This window comes from Streptomyces sp. NPDC001678 (genome assembly GCF_042892945.1).
GTDB lineage: Bacteria > Actinomycetota > Actinomycetes > Streptomycetales > Streptomycetaceae > Streptomyces.
The window spans coordinates 195510-211868 of sequence record NZ_JBIAUP010000009.1 but is presented as its reverse complement, the minus strand read 5'-3'; the positions used below and the strand labels follow the sequence as shown (position 1 = coordinate 211868).

The window sequence follows — 16359 nt, the reverse complement described above, 5'->3', positions numbered from 1 at the left end:
TGGGCCGCCGGTCGCTGAACACTCGACTCATGCGTCCGCTCGCCGCCGCCCCCGTCGCGATCGTGGGCATAGCCGGGATGTTCCCCAAGGCAAACGACGTCCGGGAGTTCTGGGACAACGTCGTCTCGGGCCGGGACTGTACGGCCGAGGTGCCGCCCGCCTGGTGGAGCCTCGACGACCACTACGACCCGGACCCCTTCGCCCCGGACCGCACCTACGCCCGCCGCGGCGCGTTCCTGACGCCCCCGCTGTTCGACCCGCGCGCGTACGGGATGACACCGCGGGCCGTGGACTCCACCGGCCTGGTCCAGCTGCTCGGCATGATGGTGGCCGAGGACGTGCTCCGCGACGCCGGCTGCCCGGGCGCCACCTGGTACGACCCCGCCCGCAGCGGTGTGGTGCTCGGCGTGTGCGGCACCAACTCCACCCTGATACCGCTGGCCGCGCGGCTGCTGGCCCCCGCCCTCGCCCGGGCCGTCGCCGCGCACGGGGCGCCGGAGGAGGAGGCCCGGCGGATCGTCCGGACGTACCTCGCGCGCCTGCCCGCGTGGACCGAGGACTCCTTCCCCGGAGTGCTGGGGAACGTCGTGGCCGGGCGGATCGCCAACCGCTTCGACCTGGGGGCGGCCAACCACACCGTGGACGCGGCCTGCGCCAGCTCGCTGGCGGCGCTGCGGGCCGCTGTCGACGAGCTGGTCTCCCACCGGGCCGACCTGATGATCACCGGGGGCTGCGACGCCGACAACTCCATCGTCTCGTTCATATGCTTCAGCAAAACTCCCGCCCTCTCCCCGAGCGGCCGGGTGCGTCCCTTCGACGCCGGGGCGGACGGCACCCTGATCGGCGAGGGCGTCGGCATGCTGGCGCTGCGGCGCCTCGCCGACGCCGAACGGGACGGCCAGCGGATCTACGCCGTCCTTCGGGGGCTGGGCGGCTCCAGCGACGGCCGGGGCACGAGCATCTACGCGCCCTGCGGCGACGGGCAGCTCACCGCGCTGCGCCGCGCCTACCGCGACGCGGACTGCCCGCCCCGCTCGGTGGGGCTGATCGAGGCGCACGGCACGGGCACCCCGGCCGGGGACGAGGCCGAACTGGCCGCCCTCAACCGGCTCATGGCCGCCGGAACGGAAGGCGAAGCACCTGGGGGCGACCGGTTCGTCGCCGTCGGCAGCGTCAAGTCGCAGATCGGGCACACCAAGGCGGCGGCCGGGGCCGCCGGGCTCATCAAGGCGGCCCTGGCGCTGCACCACAAGGTGCTGCCACCCACCCTCCATGTGGAGCGGCCCGGCCCGGAAGCCGCCCGCGCCGACAGTGTCCTGTACCTCAACACCGCGGCGCGCCCCTGGATCCGCGACCCGGGGCGCCCGGTCCGCCGGGCGGGGGTGTCCGCCTTCGGGTTCGGCGGGGTCAACTACCACGCCGTACTGGAGGAGCACCGGCCCGCGTCCGGCGCGGAGCCCCCGGCCGGGCACCGCGTCCCCCGGGCCCTGCTGTGGCACGCGCCCGGCCCCGACGAGCTCCTCGCCCGGCTGGAGCGCGGCGAGGACCCGGACGAAGGCTCCGGCGAGGGACCCGTCCCGCCCGGGCACGCCCGCCTCGGGTTCGTCGCCGCGGACGCCGAGCACCGGGCCGCGCTCCTGGCCACCGCCGTCGAACAGCTGCGGAACAGCCCCGGGCGCGACGCGTGGCGGCACGAGCGCGGCATCCACTACCGGCGGACGGCGCTCCCCGAGGGCACCCGCGTGGGCGCGCTGTTCGCCGGGCAGGGCAGCCAGTACGTGGGGATGGGACTGGGCGCGCTGCTCGCCGTGCCGCCGGTGCGCGCGGCCTTCGACGCGGCGGGCGCGCTCTTCCCTCCCTCGGACACCCTCGCGCGCACGGTGTTCCCGCCGCCGTGCCCGGCCGGTGACGCCCGGCGGGCCGAGGAGCGCCTGCGCCGCACCGCCTACGCCCAGCCCGCCGTCGGCGCGCTGGCGATGGGCCAGTACCGGTTCCTGGCGGAGCTGGGCCTCACCCCGCACGCGGTCCTCGGCCACAGCTTCGGCGAGCTGACGGCGCTGTGGGCGGCCGGCGTCCTCGACGACGCCGCCCTCCCGGCCCTCGCGCGGGCCCGGGGGCTGGCGATGGAGGAGGTGACCGAGGGGACGGACCCGGGGGCGCTGGTGGCGGTGCGCGCCCCGCAGGAGAGGGTGCGGGAGCTCCTCGCCGCGTACCCGGGGCTGGTGGTGTCCTGCCGCAACGCCCCGGACGAGCAGGTCCTGGGCGGCCCCACGCCCCTGCTGGAACGTTTCGTGACGCACTGCGCCGGGCTCTCGGTGCCCGTACGGCGGCTGCCGGTCGCCGCCGCCTTCCACACCCCGCTCGTCGCCCGGGCCCACGACGCCTTCGCCGCCGCGTGCGCCGTCACGGACTTCGCCGCACCGCGCCTGCGGGTGTACGCGAACACGGCGGGGGCCACCTACGGGCACGGCCCGGACGCCGACCGCCGGACGCTGGCCGAGCAGCTGCGGAACCCGGTGGACTTCGCGGCCCGGGTACGGGAGATGCACGAGGACGGTGTCGGGGTGTTCGTCGAGTTCGGCCCCCGGCGCGTGCTGACCGCGCTCGTGGAGCGCACGCTCGCCGGGCGGCGGGTGGAGACGGTCGCCTGCGACTCCGGGCCGGACGCCGACGGCGCGGCCGCCCTCAAGGAGGCGGCCCTCCGGCTCGCCGTGCTCGGCCTCCCGCTCGTCGGGCTCAACCGCTACGACGCCCCTCCCGCACCCGGACGGCCGGCGCCCTCGAAGGTCGCCCGGCGGCTGGAGGGCCCGAACTTCGCCGCCCTGGCATCACAGCGAGCGGCGGAACGTCAGACTCCGGAACACCAGACTCAGGAACGGCGGGCCACGGAACGGCAGACGGACGACGCGGACGGGCGGGGACGGCCCTGGTGGGCCACGCCCGGAAGCGCCCCCGGGGCGGCGGTCCCCGCGGCGGACGCGGCGGCCCTGACGCGTGCCGCCGCCGAGCACCTGGCCGTCCACACCCGGTTCCTGGACGGCCAGCTGGCCACCGCCGAGGAGCTGGGCCGGCTGCTGCGCGCGGGCGCGGCGAACGGCGGGGTCGACGCCTCCCTGGCCGCGGCCGTCCGGGCCATCGCGGACCACAACGTGGCGGTGGGGCAGGCGCACACGCGCGCGAGCGAGGTCGTCACCCGGCTGCTCGGCCCCGGTGCCCCGGCCCCCTCCCCCAGCGGCACCCGCCCCGAGGCGGACGTCCCCGCCGCGCCCGTCACCGCCCCGGACGGACCGTCACCGGACCGCTCCGCCCTCGCGGAACTCGTCGCCGCCCACCGGAACGGCGGGCCCGGCCGCCCGGCGGCGGGCGAACCGGCGGCCCTCGACCGGGAGACAGGCCTTGACCGGGAAGAAGTGGAGCGGGTCTTCTACCAAGTGGTCGCCGAGAAGACCGGCTACGACATCGGCATGATCGAGCCGCATCACTCGATCCAGGAGGACCTGGGCATCGACTCGCTCAAACAGGTGGAGATCGCGGCGGAGGTCTGGCGCCGCTACCCGGTGATCACCAGGGATGATCTCTTCCGGTTCAGCGAGGCCCGGACCGTGGCCGAGCTCACCGAGATGCTGGAACGCGTCCTCGTCGACCCGGTCGGCGCGCTCCGCCGCACCGAGGACGTCCCGCTCGGGCGCGCCTTCCCCGTCCTGCGTCCGCTGCCCGCCGTGGACGTACGGACGGACGCCTACCCGGACCGGCCGTGCGCCGTCCTGCTGGACGACGGCGGCGCGCTCTGCGCGGCGGCGGCCGGGGCGCTCCGCCCCGCGGGCTGGCGCGTCCTGCGGCTGCTGCTGCCCGGGGCCGGTGCGCCGGCCGAGGACGTCCAGGTCCTGGCCGACCTGTCCGAGGAGGCGCTCGTGCACGGTGTGGGCGCGCTGCTCGCGGCGGTGGAACGCGTCGACCTGTGCGCGATCGCCATGAGCCGCCCCACCGGTTCGGAGGCCGGCGAGGCGATCGCCCGGCTGCGGCACGCCGTACTCGTCGCCAAGCACCTGTGCCCTCCGCTGAAGGAGGCCGCCGCACGCGGTACCCGGGCGGCCTTCGTCGCGCTCACCGGGCTGGACGGCCGCCTCGGGTACGGGGGCGCGGGCGGCGACCCGGTGGCGGCGCTGGCCGGGGGCCTCGGCGGTCTCGTCAAGTCCGTGGCGCTGGAGGCCTCCTCGCTCTTCTGCCGCGCGTTGGACGTCGCCCCGGAGCTGTCCGCCGACGCGATCGGCGCGGCGTTCCTGGCGGAGGTCTCCGACTGCGCCACCGACGTCCGCGAGGTCGGCTGGGACGGCTCCCTGCGCCGCACCCCCGTGCTGGCCGACGCCCCGGACCCCGCCGTGCCCGCGCGACCGGCCCCGGCGGAGCTCACCGCCGACGATCTGCTGCTGGTCACCGGCGGGGCCTCGGGCATCACCGCGTGGTGCGTGGCCGCTCTGGCCGCCGAACGGCCCTGCGGCTTCGTGCTGCTGGGCCGCTCCGAGCTCGCCGACGCCCACGACCCGGCCGACGGCCAGATCGACGGACAGATCGACGAGCCGCCCCGGCACCGCCGGATCCGGGCCCTGGTCGAGGAGTTGCGCTCCCGGGGCGCCGAGGCCCACTACGTCGCGGCGGACGTCCGCGACGCCGCCGCGCTGGCCACGGCCCTCGCACCGTACGCCGGCCGCGTCACGGGAGTGGTGCACGGCGCCGGGGTGCTCGGTGACTCGACGCTCGGAGAGCTGACGGCCGACTCCGTCGCCCGGGTGGTCGACACCAAACTCGCGGGACTGCACAACGTGCTCTCCTGCCTCGACCCGGGCCAACTGCGGCGGCTGGTCCTCTTCGCCTCCGTGTCGGGCTACTGGGGCAATGTGCGGCAGACGGACTACGCCCTGGCCAACGAGGCGCTCACCCGCTACGGCCTGGCCTTCGCGGCGGCGCACCCCCATTGCCGGGTGACGCCCGTCGTCTGGGGGCCGTGGGAGGGCGGCATGGCCGCCCGTCTGAGCGACCTGTACGTCCAGCACGGCATCCCCGTGCTGACGCGGAGCGCCGGCTGCGAGCACTTCGTCGAACTGATGGGTCCGGGCCACGCCGGCGGTGCCGTCGTCATCGGGCCGCTGCGCGCGCCGTTCACGCTCGCCACCGAGCCGCCGGGCGCGGGCCTGGCCGCCCGGCGCGACCTGGCCGGCCTGGAGGCGGAGCCGGCACTGCGCGACCACCGCTGGTCGGGGGCGCCGCTGCTGCCGCTGACCGCCGCCGTCGGCTGGGGCCTCCACCTCCTGGAGCGCTGCCGGGGAGGGGCCGGGCCGGTGACGGAGTGCCGGGACTTCCGCGCCCGGCGGGGCCTGTACCTCGACGGCTCCCAGCCTGGGCACGCCCTGGCCCGGCTGGTGCCGGACCCGGCGGAGCCGGGCGCCGCCGTGGTCACGGTGCGCGCGGTGGACGACGGCCGGGAAACCCAGGTGCTCTACGAGGGCCGCTACCGGGGGTCCGGGCGGGCGCCCGGACCACCCCGCCGGGAGGACCTGCCTCAGCGCCCGTTCCGGGACGAGCCGCACCCCGTCTACGCGGCGGGCGGCTTCTTCCACGGGCCGTCCCTGCGGGGGCTCGGGGCCGTGCTGGAGGAGGGCCCGGACCGGCTGGTCGTGGGGGCGGCGCTACGGGACCCGGGCCTCGCCCACGGCGCGTACGGGGGGCGGCTGTACAGCCCGTGCCTCGCCGATCTGCTGGTCCAGGCGGGGGCGCTGCTGGGGCTGGCGCGCCTCGGGCGCGCCCCGGCGCCCGTCGGCGTCGAGCGCGTCGAGCTGTTCGCCCCGCTGCCCGACGGGGAGCCGTTCGTCGTCGTGGCCGAGCTCGTGTCCGCGTCGGTCATCGACCTGCGGTGCGACGTCACCGCGTGCGATCCGGACGGCCGGGTGCTCCAGCGCTGGACGGGGCTGACGCTCGTCCTCGTCGCCGAGGGGGAGCTCAAGGCCCGCCTCACCGCGCCCCGGACCGCCCCGGCGGCGGACCGACGGTGAGGACGGCGATGGACGGACTCGGCTTCGACGGCGTCCCCCTGGAGCCACCCCGGCTGTCGCCACCGGCCCCCACGGCCCGGTCCACCGACCCGCCGGCCGAACCTGCGGCCGACGGCGCCCACGGCCCGGCGACCGGCGCCGCCCCGGCCGAGGAGCCGCCACGCGGAGGCCGGGCAACACCCCCGGCGCCACCGGCAGCGAACAGCACGGCGGCGGCTCACACGGACATCGTCCGGCGGCCGGAACCCGACGCCACGACGGCCCTCGACGGCACGCCCGACCCCACGGACGTGGCCCGGACGCTCGCGCGCGAAGTGCAGCGGGCCCACGCGGCGGTGCTCGCCGCCCACCGGGCCATCAGCGCCTGGCAGACCGGCCTCGTCGCGGCCGGGACCGGCCTCGCCCCGGAGGATCCCGGGGCGCCCGCGCCGGAAGCCTCCCGCCCGGACGGCGCGCCCGGCTCGTGGGAGCGGTACGGCGGCCCCGCGTCGGCGCTCCTCGCCGGGGCCCGCGCGCCGGCCGACGCCACGGCTCCCCGGCCGTGCCCCGAGGTGTTCACCGTGACCTGGCACGATCCGGTGCCGTACGCGCCCGCCCCGCTCCGCGTCCGCTCGGCACCGGACGGGAGCCGCGAGGTCCTCGACGGCGCGCACCGCGTCCTCACGCTCCGCGCGACCGGCGAGGAGCCGCCACGGCGTCACGTCCCGCGGTTCCCGGAGGAGTTCCACCCGCACGCGGTGACGGACGTCCGCCGGCTGACCTGCGCGGAGCTCGACGCGCTCGCCGCCGGGGACGTCGCGGGCGTGTTCGGCCCCGCCCACGACCAGCGGGGCCTGGAGCCGGACGAGCTGCCCGCGCCCTGGCCGGCCCCGCTGCTGGAGGAGATCACGGTCGGCCCGCGCGCGGGCCGGTACGGCCAGGGCCTGCTGACCGCCACCGTGCGGCCGGCCGCCGGGGACGGCGGCCCGCAGTGGCCGTACTTGGTCGCGGCGGCCCTGGAGGCGCTGCGCGTGTACGCCTTCCACCAGGGGCTGCACCTGTGCCTGCCCGGGGCACGGGTGCTCCCGCTGACCGGCCGTCCCGTGCGTGTGGAGTGGCGGGGCGGTGCGGCCGGGCCGGGAGCGGGCGGCGAGCCGTGGCGGCTGACGGCGGAGGTGGCCGAACTCGGGCTGCTGCCGCGCCCGTACGCGGTCGCCGACTGCGAGATCGTCTCCGGCGGGCGGGTCGTGGCACGGCTGCACGGCCTCGGCGCGACGGTACGGGAGCGGCCCGGCGCCGGCCTGCTGCCGCACCCGGACCGGCTCAGCTGCCGCAGGACGTCCTCCGGCGCCCGGGCCCGCTTCCACGAGCTGCACATCGCCCGGGGCGCCGAGGGCCATCCGTCGACGTTCGACGCGCGCGGCGAGGGGATCAGCACACCGGTCCGGCCCCGCCTGCCGCGCGCGGGGCTGCGCGCGGTCGACCGGGGCGTCGTCTTCCGCGAGAGCGACGGGCCGGACCGGGCGGGCGCCCGGCTGGTCACCGAGCACGACGTCCCGGCGGACCCCTGGTACTGCCGGGAACACGGCGGTGGCGTACCGGCCTTCGCCCTGATGGAGATGGCCCTTCAGCCCCTCGGGCTGCTCGGGGGGCTCTCCGGCCTCTTGTGGACGTATCCCGACCGGGCCTTCGTCTGCCGCAATCTCGAGGGCCGGGCCCGGCTGACCCGGGCGTGCGACCCGCGCTCGGCCACGGTCGTCCAGGAGTCCGTGCTGCTGTCCGCGGCCGTCCTGCCGGGGGCGGTGATCGACCGGTACCGCTTCTCGCTGAGCACCGGCGGCGAGGTCTTCTTCGAGGGCGAGGCGACGCACGGCTACCTCACCTCCGAGGTCCTCGCCCTGCAGCAGGGGCTGGACGGCGGCCGGGAGACGCCCCCGTGGCTGGAGCGGCGGCCCGTCGCCCCGGCCGGGGCGCGGCGGCTGGACGCACGGCACGACGCCCGGCTGGGGCGGGGCCGGCTGGCGTTGCTGGAGGACGTGGTGGTGGTCCCCGGGGGCGGGGAGCACGGCGCCGGCTATGTGCTGTGCGCCAAGGCGGTGGACCCCGGCGACTGGTTCTTCGGCCGGCACTTCCCCCACGACCCGGTGCTGCCCGGGTCGGTCGGTGTGCAGATGCTCTTCCAGGCCGTGCGGGCCTTCGCGCTGTACACGGGGCTCGCCGGCGAGCCGCCGGGGCCGGGTCCCGATCCCGTGCCGGGCGAGGAGCTGCGCTGGACCTACCGGGGCCAGATCCTGCGCGGGCACCGGCGGGTGCGCGGTGAGGTCCACATCCGCGAGGTCCGCGCGGCCGGCGGCACGGTGCTGCTGCGCGCCGACGGCGGTGTGTGGCGCGACGGCCTGCGGATCTACCGGGCCGACAACATCACCGTGGCCCTGCCGGACGCCCGCCGGAGCACACCGTGAGGGGGCTCCGGCCCCGGGGCCGTCCTCACTCCACGACCGTGTGCTCCGCCTCCGTGTTCTCCTCCTCCACCGCCCGGCGCAGCTGGGCGTCCTGGATGAGGCTCGTGGGGTACAGGGCGCGGCCGAGGGCGTAGGGCTGGGCGTACACGGCGATCAGCTGGCGGATCTTCGCGCTGTCGGCCTGGGAGGGCACATGGACGGCCTGGACGGGGACGGCCTCGTCGTCGTCCGCACCGGGGAGACCGGCCCACATCTCCTCGGCGGCGCTCATCAGCTCGTCCGCCTCGTCGCGCAGACGGTGCCAGGCACCGTCCCGTACTGCCTGCTCCATGGCGGAGAGCGAGCCGAGGATGGTGACGTAGTCCTCGGCCAGGCGCTCCTCCTCGGGGGTCGGTTCCAGCGCCTTGACGGCCAACTCGGTTGCGTACACGGACACCTCCACGAACGGACGGGGGGATCCGGGACCACGCGTACGGTCCCGGCCCACGGCATCGTCGCGCCCCGGGTGCGCGGCCGTCACTGTGCACTCTGACCGTGCTGCCATTTATCACCCGCTCGGCCGAGCGGCGGATCCCCGCGACACCGCGCGGCCGTGGCTGTTGACTGTGCGCCATGCGGATTTCCTGGATGACGGACCGGGCGCCTGTCCCGGTGCCGCCCGCCCGTCGCCGTCGGCGGGTCGTGCCCCGGCTGCTGCTCGTGGCCGCCGCCGCGGTCTGTGCCTTCCTGCCGCCGGGGGCGGCGCCGGGTGGCGGGGAGCCGCCCGGGGTGGTCTCGGCGCGGCCGCTGACGGCGCTCGACGAGGCGTTCGGGGCGTACGCCGAGCGGGTGCGCGATCCGGGCCACTGGACCGGTGGGGACAGTACGTACTCGGTGCCGACGCCCGGCGGTGAACTGTGGGTCTTCTCGGACACGTTCCTGGGCACGGTGCGGCCCGACGGCTCCCGCTCCCCCGTCGCCGGGGAGGGCGGGACGACGCCGTTCGTCCACAACAGCTTCGTGCTGTGGCCCGCCTCCGGCGCCCCGCGCACGGTGACCGGCCGGGACCGGGCCGGGCGGCCCGATTCCCTGGTGGCGCCGCCGAACGCGGGCGAGTGGTACTGGGCGCGGGCCGGGATCCCCGACGGCCGGGGCGTCGCGGTCGTCTACGCCCGGTACGCGCGGACCGGCGCCGGGCCGCTGGACGTGGCCTGGCGCGGCTCGGTGGTGGCGCGCTTCGGCGAGGGGCGGCTCTCGCGGCCGGAGTCGGTCGCACCGCTGCCGTCGTCGGCCGGGATCTCCTGGGGCGCGTGGCTGGCCCAGGAGGGGGACCGCACCTATGTCTACGGCACCGAGGCCGCGCCCTCGGGCGGGAGTTACCTCCATCTGGCCCGGGTGGACGGTCCGGGCCTGCGCGGGCCCTGGCACTACCGGGCCGCCGACGGCTCGTGGTCCCGCGAGGAGTCCCGGGCCGCCCGGCTCGCCGGCCCCGGCGGGGCGGCGCTGCGGGTCTCGGACGAGCTGAGCGTGGTCCGGCACGGGGCCTGGTACGCGCTGGTCGGCCAGCGGGTGGACGTGCCGTTCAGCGCGGAGCTGCGGCTGGCCTGGGCGCGCTCCCCCGGTGGGCCGTTCACGGCGCCGCGCACGGTGTACACGGCGCCGGAGGCGGGCCCGGGCGGCAGCTACCGGAACCCGAACGTCCTGGCGTACAACCCGCACGAGCATCCGGAGCTGGAGCACGGCACGGACGAGCTGGTCGTCTCCTACAACGTCAACAGCCTCGTCCCCCGGGACGTGATCGACCGGGCGAGCGTCTACCGCCCCCGTTTCCTGCGGATCCGGACCGCCCGTTGACCGGCCGTCAGAGCCCGGCGTCCATGGCCAGCCGCCGTACCCCGGGCAGGTGGCCGTCGAGCTCGCCGGGCTCGAACCGGCACATGCCCACGACGTGCCAGAACTCGCCCGCGATGTCGCCGTCGAACTTGTAGCCCCCCGAGGGGTTGAGGGCGGCCCAGCCGCCGGGGACGCCGATGAGGGTGGCCCGGGCGGCCGGTTCGCCGTCCTCCGGCAGCGACCAGAGCCGTACCGTGCCGTCCTCGGCGCCGCTGGCCAGCAGGGAGCCGTCGGGGCTGAAGGCGAGGGTGAGGATCCGGCCGGTGTGTCCGGTGAGCCGGCCGGTCCCGGCACCCGTCAGGGGGTCCCACAGGCGGACGGTCCGGTCGTCGCCGGCGGTGGCCAGCAGGGAGCGGCTCGGGTGGGCGGCGGCCGTCCACAGCCGTCCCGTGTGGCCCCGCAGCCGGTGGACGACGGCGCCGTCCTGCCAGACGAGGGCCTGTCCGTCCCAGGAGGCGCTGGCCAGCCAGGCGTCGCCGGGACCGTGGACGACCGCGTACACCCGGTCGGTGTGGCCGGCGAGTTCGGCGACGAGACGGCTCCGGCCGAGGTCCCACAGGCGGACGAACGAGTCGTCGCAGCCGGTGGCCAGACCGGTGCCGTCCGCGGTGAAGGACAGGGAGCGCACCCGGCCCCGGTGCTGGCCGAGGGTGGTCACATGGGCGCCGGTGCTGCGGTACCACAGCCGGACGGTGTCGTCGTCGTTGGCGGTGGCGAGGATCTCGCCGTCGGCGCTGAAGGTCTCGGCCCAGACGTGGTCGGTCTCGGCGTCGATCTCGCGCTGGTACTCGCCGGTCTCGGCGTTCCACACATAGACGTCGCCGTCGCTGCTGGAGGTGGCGAGCAGCGGGCCGCGCGGGCTGAACACAGCGGAGACCAGCCGGTCGTTGTCGCCCGTGAGCTCGCGTACCCGGCGGCCGGTGGCGGGTTCCCAGATCCGGACGACGCCGTCGTTGCCGCAGGCCGCGAGCTGGGTGCCCGAGGCGCCGAAGGCCAGGCTGACGACCTTGCGGCCGTGGCCGCGCAGGACGTTGCGGCCCCGGCCGGTGGTGGTGTCCCACAGCCGTACCGAGCCGTCGTTGCCGGCCGACACCAGCAGCGGTCCCGACTCCGGGGCCGCCGGGCCGCCGTGGGGCCTGAAGCGGCAGGCCCACACCGAGCCCTGGTGGTCGGCGGGCTGCCGGCGCAGGGGCGCGGCCGTCCAGCCGGCCGCGGGCGGGGCGCCCTGGGTGATCCGCCAGAGCCGGACCGAGCCGTCGCTGCCGCCGGCCGCCAGCATGCCGCCCTCGGGGTCGAAGACCACCTGGTAGACGGCGCCGCCGCCGAGCAGCGGGGGACCCGCCGCCTCGCCCGTGCGCGGGTCCCACAGCATGACGTGGCCCTCGGTGTCGCCGCTGGCCAGCAGGGTGCCGGAGGGGTGGAAGTCCAGGGTGTAGACGCGGCCCGGGTGGCCGGTGCAGGTGTGCAGCGGGCGCAGGGTGGCGACGTCCCAGATCCGGACGGTGCCCCCGTCGCCCTCGCCCATGTCGCCGGTGGCGAGCAGGGTGCCGTCGGGGCTGAAGCGGGCGCGGTAGACGGCTCCCCGGTGGCCGTCGAGCTCGCCGAGGAGCCGGCCGGAGCGGGTGTCCCACAGCCGTACGCACGCGGCGGCGTCGCCGGTGGCCAGGACGGTGCCGTCGGGGCTGAACACGGCGGTGTAGACGGGCGCCTTGTGGCCGGGGAGGCGGTGGGTCACGGTGCCGGTGGCCACGTCCCAGAGGGTGACGGTGCCGTCGGCGTCACCGGTGGCCAGCCGCTCCCCGCTGAGGTCCAGGGAGACGGGCCAGACGCCGTCGGCGTGGACCTCGAGCCGGTGGAGGCTCCGGCCGGAGACGGGGTCCCACAGCCGTACGGTGCCGTCCGAGCCGCCCGTGGCGAGCACCCCGCCGCGGAACTTGACGGCGTAGACGCGGCCCGTGTGGCCGTGGAGGGTACGCAGGGCGGTGCCCGTGGCGGCGTCGCAGACCAGGACGCCGCCGTCCTCGCCGCCGAGGGCGAGGAGTTCGCCGCCGGGGCTGAAGGAGACGGGTTCGGGCAGCCGGCTGGTGCGCATGTCGAAGCCGTAGGGCACGCCGACCGCCGCGGGGCGGAAGCCGGCCTCGGCGGTCAGGCCGGGGGCGACGGCGGCCGCGCGGAGTTCGGGGGTGTCCAGGACGGCCGGTTCGGTGACCGCGTTGATCACGGCCGCGCGGTGCCAGCTGCCGCCGTCGACCCGGACGCCGCGCAGATCGGTGCCGATGAGCCGGGCCCGGCGCAGGTCGGCGCCGCGCAGGTCGGCGCCGCGCAGGTCGGCGTCGTCGAGGCGGGCGCCGGCGAGGCGGGTGTCGCGCAGGATCGCGCCGGAGAAGTCGGCGCCGACCAGGCCGGCGTCGGTGAGGTCGGCGCGGGTGAGGTCGACGCCGGAGAAGTCGCGGTAGGAGAGGTCCTCCCCGGCGAGGACGGCGCCACGCAGATCGGTGTGGGCGGGGATCCGCAGCCTGCTGAGGATCTTCATGGCGTTGGCCCTGGCCGTCTCGCCGGCCGCGCCCTCCGCCGCGCCGTCCTCGCCGCCGAGGGCCCGTTCGGCCCATTGCTGGCAGGTGCGGTGGTCGGCGAGGTCGCAGAGGAACTCCACCGCCAGCCGGCTGAACGGGCGGCGGGCCAGGAGGTCGGCCTCGCCCGTCTCGCCCCGCCCGAGCCGCACCGCGGCCTCGCGGGCCACCAGCCACTCGGCCACGGACCCGTGGATGAACCGGAACAGGCCGTCGTCGGTGCGCACCAGCAGGCTGCCGGATCCGACGGAGTGGGCGGCCTGGGGCACCGACAGCCGGGAGTCGGCGAGTTCGGTGAGGGTCTCGGCCACGTCGTTGAGCTCGTCCAGGCGCAGGGCGCTCTCGCCGCTCTCCCACAGCCGCAGGGCGAGGGTGGTGACGGCCTGCCACAGCTGCGTCAGGTCCAGGCCGGGGGCGCCGCCGGGGCCGCCCCGGGCGCGCCGGGCCTCGAAGCGCAGCCAGGAGGTGAAGACCTCCTCGTAGAGCCCGGCGGGGCTGAGCGCCCGGCCGGCGCCCGCGACGGCGCGCAGCCGGTCGTGGTCGAGGTCGGCGACGAAGCTGAGCAGCCGGGGGTTGCGGCACAGGGCAAGCAGGTCGGGGATGCCCTCCAGCAGCCGGAGCCGGCGGTCGGCGGCCTGTGCGTCGCCGTAGCGGTTCACCAGGTAGGAGCGGATCTGCTGGGGGGTGAACTCCTGGACGGCGAGCACCCGGCGCTGCGGGAGCAGCCCGACGCGCTCGCCGAGCGCGGTGAGCACCTGGGCCTGGGAGCGGAAGTGCTGGGTGCGGCTGCTGACGACGATCTTGGCGCTGTCGACGGCGGCGTCGAGGAGCACCTGGAGGTGGTCGGCGGCCCGGTCGTAGGTGACCTGGTTGACGAGTTCGTCGAAGCCGTCGAAGAGCAGGACGATCCGGCCCTGTCCGAGCATGTACCGGAAGGCGCGCAGGTCGATGGTGTCGACGCCCTGGCCGGCGAGGTGGGCGGCGACGAGCCCGTCGAGGGTGTGGGCCCGGTCGAGGCCGCTGAGCTGGATGAGCACCGGGACCAGGTGGGGCAGTTCGGCGGGGACGCGGCGGGCGATCTCGCGCAGGGCGAAGGTCTTGCCGTGCCCGAAGTCGCCGAGGAGCAGCAGGAAGCGGCCGTGGTCGGCGTCGAGGAGGCGCAGCACGTCGTCGACGAGCCCGTCGCGTTCCGTGCCGCCGGGGCGTTCCAGTTCGCGGTAGCGCTGGGGGAGGTAGAGGGCGGGCTGGTACTGGGGGTCGGCGCTGAGCCGCTCGGTCTGGGCGGCGACGTAGCCGCGCAGGTCCAGCAGGCCCTGGAACTCGGTGAAGCTGCGGACGAGGACGCCGCGGCGGCGGGCGTGTTCGCGGAGCTCCCGTGAGGGCGGCGGGCCGTCGTGGACGAGTTCGGCGTCGGGGTCGGCGCCGGAGGCGTGGACGTGGTCGATGAAGCTGTCGACGTCCTCGGCGCGCGGGGTGCCGACGAGGACGCCGACGCGCTGCTGCCGCACGAAACCGGACTCGGTCCAGGTGACGAGCAGGCCGGGCGGGTCGCCGGGCAGGCGGCGGAGCTGGACGTGCCGGTGGCGGACGCGGCAGACCTCGGCGACGCGGGAGAGCAGGGCCTCCTGGGGTCCTTCGACGACGCGGGCCTCGTCGGTTCCGCCGGGCGGCCGGCCGGGGGTGGTGGAGCCGGGGGTTCCGGGGATCGGGGTCTCGGGGGTGGGGGTGGCGGGCCGTTCGGGGCCGAAGACGTGGTGGGCGCCGCGCCAGCCGAGGGTGTAGCGGCGGGGGGCCTCGCCGGGGCTCTCGGGCCAGCGGGTGAGACCGTCGCGGGTGATCTCCAGGAGGCGGTACCGGCCGGGGGCGGCGGCGCCCAGGACGGGCAGGTCGCGGCCGGTCAGGGGCAGGACGGCGGCGGTGGGGGCGGCCGTGGCGGTGGGGCGGGCGGTGGTGGCCGGGCCGTGGAGCAGCAGGTGGAGCCGGGGCGCGGTGAGCCGGGCGAGGACGTCGGTGTCGCGCAGGGTCGCGGCGGCGGGGCGCCGGCCGGCCGCGGGGCCGCCGGCGCGGCCGGGGTCGGGGCCCAGGGCGCGGCCGGGCACGGGGGCCGTGGGGGCGGGGTCCGGGGCGGTGCCGGAATCGGGCGCGAGGGTGCCCCGGGTCTCCGGGGCGTGGCGCAGGGCGCCGAGGCGCAGCCAGCCCTCGCGTTCGTAGGAGCGCAGGGCCTGGGCGAACCAGGCGGCCTGTTCGGGGCCGAGCAGTCCGTACTGGTCCTCGGGGCGGTGGCTGTGGGCCATGGAGGAGTTGAGGCCGGCGACGACGGTGCGCAGGGCCGGGACGGGGAAGAGGGTCCAGGGCTGGTCGCCGTCGAAGACGGCGTCGAGGCCCTGGTAGAGCTCGCGGAAGAGGCGGGCGTAGTGGCGCCACTTGGGCCAGTAGGGCGGCCGGGGGCGCATCTCGTCGGCCTCGCAGGTGGCGAAGTAGGCGCGGCAGGCGGCCTGGCTGACGTCCTGTCCGCCGGGGACGATCGCGAGCCGGTCGGCGGCGAGGCCGAGGCGGGCGCGCAGGCCGGTGAGGAAGGTCAGGGCCTGGTCGCACTCGCGGGGGCTGCCGGAGGCGGTGAGGTCGCCGGTGACGACGAGGAGGTCGGGGGCGGGGGCCCCGGCGTCGGTGAGTTCCACGAGGTCGCTCCAGACGGCGGCCTGGAGCTCGGCGGGGTCGGTGCCGCGCCCGAAGCCGGGGCCGGCGAGGTGGAGCACGGAGACGCTGTCCCGGGCACGGTGGCCGGTGGTGGCCTGGGGGTAGCCGGGGGCGGCCGCGGGGCGGCGGCGGCCGGCCCAGCCGGGGCTGCCGGGTCCGGGCCCGGCGGGCGGGACGCTCACGACGGGGGCGGGGGCGGGGCCGTGGGGGTGGCCGGGGAAGCCGGGGTGGTGGTCGGGGCGGGCCCGGCCGTCGAGGGCGTGGCCGACGCGGGTGAGGAGGAGTTCACGGGCGGCGGCGGTGTCGTGGACGCCGACGAGGTCGACGTAGGTGATGGTGGCGAGGAGTCCCTCGACGGGGATGTCCTCCACGCGCACGGTGATCAGTCTGCGCTCGGGGGCGTCGGGGTCGGCGCGCAGTGCGGCCTGCCACTCCATGCGCCCGTAGCGGGAGCGTTCGTAGTTGCGGGAGAGAACGGCGATGACGGCGACGGACTCGCTGACGCCGCGGTCCATGAAGTCGACGAAGTTGGTGCCCGGTACGAAGTCCCAGGCCTGGAGGACGGTGCGGTAGCCGGCCTCCTCCAGGGTCCAGGCGATCCAGGCCGCCCAGCGCTCGTCCGCCGGGGAGTAGCTGATGAAGAAGTCCAACGGCCTTTGTCGTCCGTCGTTTTCCTGGCGTGCCACCATGACTCCATCCTAGGAACGGAGTTCCCCGGGGTCACTGTGTTCG

The 16359-nt window shown here is 76.9% G+C and carries 5 protein-coding genes; 3 read left to right on the top strand and 2 right to left on the bottom strand.

Features of this window, described 5'->3' with window-relative positions; translation table 11 throughout:
* Positions 1 to 29 precede the first annotated feature (29 nt).
* Complete coding sequence (locus ACFYZR_RS20540) at positions 30 to 6047, top strand: SDR family NAD(P)-dependent oxidoreductase (protein WP_391912201.1); 6018 nt, start codon at positions 30 to 32, stop codon at positions 6045 to 6047.
* Between the two features lie 8 nt (positions 6048 to 6055).
* Positions 6056 to 8488 carry a 3-hydroxyacyl-ACP dehydratase gene (locus ACFYZR_RS20535; RefSeq protein ID WP_391912199.1) on the top strand — a complete coding sequence of 811 codons (2433 nt, stop codon included), beginning with the start codon at positions 6056 to 6058 and terminating at the stop codon, positions 8486 to 8488.
* Between the two features lie 25 nt (positions 8489 to 8513).
* On the opposite strand, the gene ACFYZR_RS20530 is transcribed toward ACFYZR_RS20535, so the two are convergent.
* Positions 8514 to 8918 carry a hypothetical protein gene (locus ACFYZR_RS20530; protein ID WP_391912197.1) on the bottom strand — a complete coding sequence of 135 codons (405 nt, stop codon included), beginning with the start codon at positions 8916 to 8918 and terminating at the stop codon, positions 8514 to 8516.
* 182 nt (positions 8919 to 9100) lie between these two features.
* On the opposite strand from ACFYZR_RS20530, the gene ACFYZR_RS20525 reads away from it, so the two are divergent.
* Positions 9101 to 10321: a hypothetical protein gene (locus ACFYZR_RS20525; protein ID WP_391912195.1), complete on the top strand. Its 1221-nt coding sequence runs from the start codon at positions 9101 to 9103 to the stop codon at positions 10319 to 10321.
* A gap of 7 nt (positions 10322 to 10328) precedes the next feature.
* Here the strand turns inward: ACFYZR_RS20525 and ACFYZR_RS20520 are convergent, their stop codons facing one another.
* Positions 10329 to 16316 (bottom strand): TIR domain-containing protein, encoded by a 5988-nt coding sequence (locus ACFYZR_RS20520; RefSeq protein WP_391912193.1) that lies wholly within the window; start codon positions 16314 to 16316, stop codon positions 10329 to 10331.
* Between the last annotated feature and the right edge of the window lie 43 nt (positions 16317 to 16359).

Coding starts and splice junctions, on each gene's coding strand:
- ACFYZR_RS20525 (WP_391912195.1), top strand. CDS start 9,101: ATGCGGATTTCCTGGATGACGGACCGGGCGCCTGTCCCGGTGCCGCCC.
- ACFYZR_RS20540 (WP_391912201.1), top strand. CDS start 30: ATGCGTCCGCTCGCCGCCGCCCCCGTCGCGATCGTGGGCATAGCCGGG.
- ACFYZR_RS20520 (WP_391912193.1), bottom strand. CDS start 16,316: ATGGTGGCACGCCAGGAAAACGACGGACGACAAAGGCCGTTGGACTTC.
- ACFYZR_RS20535 (WP_391912199.1), top strand. CDS start 6,056: ATGGACGGACTCGGCTTCGACGGCGTCCCCCTGGAGCCACCCCGGCTG.